The sequence below is a fragment of the Mycobacterium sp. genome, from assembly GCF_036488105.1.
Lineage (GTDB): Bacteria > Actinomycetota > Actinomycetes > Mycobacteriales > Mycobacteriaceae > Mycobacterium.
Window position 1 is genome coordinate 1 of record NZ_DASXHW010000424.1, and the last position, 1,912, is coordinate 1,912.

Annotated in this window: 2 protein-coding genes; one reads left to right on the forward strand and one right to left on the reverse strand. The window is 66.6% G+C overall.

Going from position 1 to position 1,912, the window contains the following annotated elements; translation table 11 throughout:
- Positions 1 to 167: 167 nt before the first annotated feature.
- Entirely contained in the window at positions 168 to 1,454 is a 1,287-nt protein-coding gene (locus VGH54_RS22435; RefSeq protein ID WP_422656397.1) for an IS701 family transposase, read from the reverse strand.
- Between VGH54_RS22435 and VGH54_RS30150 the strand changes: the two genes are divergently transcribed.
- Positions 1,338 to 1,880 carry a DnaB-like helicase C-terminal domain-containing protein gene (locus tag VGH54_RS30150; RefSeq protein WP_422656398.1) on the forward strand — a complete coding sequence of 181 codons (543 nt, stop codon included), beginning with the start codon at positions 1,338 to 1,340 and terminating at the stop codon, positions 1,878 to 1,880. The genes VGH54_RS22435 and VGH54_RS30150 overlap by 117 nt on opposite strands.
- Positions 1,881 to 1,912: the final 32 nt, after the last annotated feature.

The following is a 1,912-nucleotide window of genomic DNA, read 5'->3' on the forward strand; positions in this document are numbered from 1 at the left end:
CGTGTTCGGGGTAGAACACGGAGTCGGGCATGCCGATGCTGTCGTACCCCGCCTCCTCGGCCGCGGGCGCGAGCCGCAGCAGCTCCCGAGCGTCGATCATCGCTCCGGCCAGGGACCACTTCATCCGGCCGTCCGTACTAGTACGGCAGTCGTAGATCGTGATCTTGTCATCGTCTGGTGAGGCGGGTTCGTTGGTGGAACCAGCGGGCGCGGGCTTGGTGGCGGCGTCGCCAGATGTGCCAGTGCAGGTGGTGTTCGAGGTTGTGCCAGGCGCGGGTGGCGAGGTTGATCAGGCGTTTTACTTCGGCGACGGTGAGTGGGATCAGTCCGGGATCAGCCGGTGGAGTGGTGTGGGGGCTGGCCGGTGTGGGTGGGTGGGTGTTGATTGTGCGGGCGTGGGCGGCGGTGACGGCGACCACGGCGAGGGCGGCCATGGTGAGCACGAGGTGGCGCAGTAGTGCCGGGTAGGTTCTGACCTGGGAGTGGTCCAGCCCGAAGGCGTCCTTTCCGGTTTGGAAATCCTCCTCCACGGGCCATCTGCGTCCGGCGACGGTGATGAGGGTTCGTAGCGTGGCGGGGCGGCCTTCGGGGACGAAGCACAGGTAGAACGCCAGTTCGCGGATGCCTTTGGCGTTGGGTGTCAGGCTGCGGCGGATCAGCAGGTGGCGGCGTGGGTCGGCGGTTGCGATCCACGCCCAGGCGTACCGGCGTTCGCCTTTGGAGCCGGCGCCACACGATTCGATGACCCAGTCGGCGGCGATCAGCATCTTCAGCGCGGTATCGGCCCGGGCCGTGCCGGCGCGGGTGAAGGAGATGCGGGTCGATTTGGCGATGGCCAGGACGTAACCGGTATCGACCGACTCCAGCCAGGCGCGCAGGTTCGGGTCGGCGCCATAGACCTCATCCCCGGTCACCCAGGGCGGGAGCCGGCCTTCGGCATGCAGGTCGGCCAGGATCTGGCGGCCCAGTTCGGGTTTGGTCGCGAAGACCATCTCCTCGGGCACCCGGGCCGCAGCGCGGCGGTCGGGGTCTGTAGCCCATTCGCGGGGCAGGTATGGGCGGGCGCCCACCAAAGCGTGCCCTGCCCGGGTGGCGAAACTGCAGTACACGATGTTGATGGCGTTCGAGACACGGCCCGCGCATCCGACGTACTGGCGTTTGACGCCGACCGTGGCACTGCCCTTCTTCTCCTGCCCGGACTCATCCAAGATCGCGACCGCGTCCCCGTCGTCCAGGTGCCCGCACACGAACGCCCGGACAGCGGCCATCGCGGCCATGGTGTCCCACTTCGCGCGTTCCAGCAGGTGCTGCATCCTGCCCGGCGTGGCATCGCCGACGTGCTCGGCGATCGTCCAGCAGTTCTTGCGCGGCAGATCGCTCATCAACGCCCGCACGTACTTCTTCGCCGTCGCCCGGGGCTCCCATCTGCGAAAACATCCGGCCATCGAGCCCATCAGCTCATCCAGACATCGCCTGGCCGCCTCGGCCTCTACGATGGCGGCCGCAGCCGCTCCGCGTTCTTTGATCGTCACACATCAAGATCATCGGGGCGGCTGCCTCCCGCTACGAACGGTCACCAACCGCCAAGATCACGATCTACGACTGCCGTACTAACGATCCGAGCTCTGTCTGAGGAAGCAACCCGACTGGTCCGTGACGAGGGCATCCGTATGGTCGTGGTCGACTACCTTCAACTCCTCTCGCCTGACCTACGGGGAGAAACCCGTGAGCGCGAAGTAGGCGAAATCGCCCGTGAGCTAAAGGCCCTTGCACTCGATCTCGGGCTGCCTGTCGTCGTCGCAGCGCAGCTCAACCGCGGCCCCGAACAGCGCGTCGACAAGAAGCCTACTTGGCGGATCTGCGGGAGTCCGACTCAATAGCGCAGGCAGCCGACGTCGTCGTCCTGCTGCAC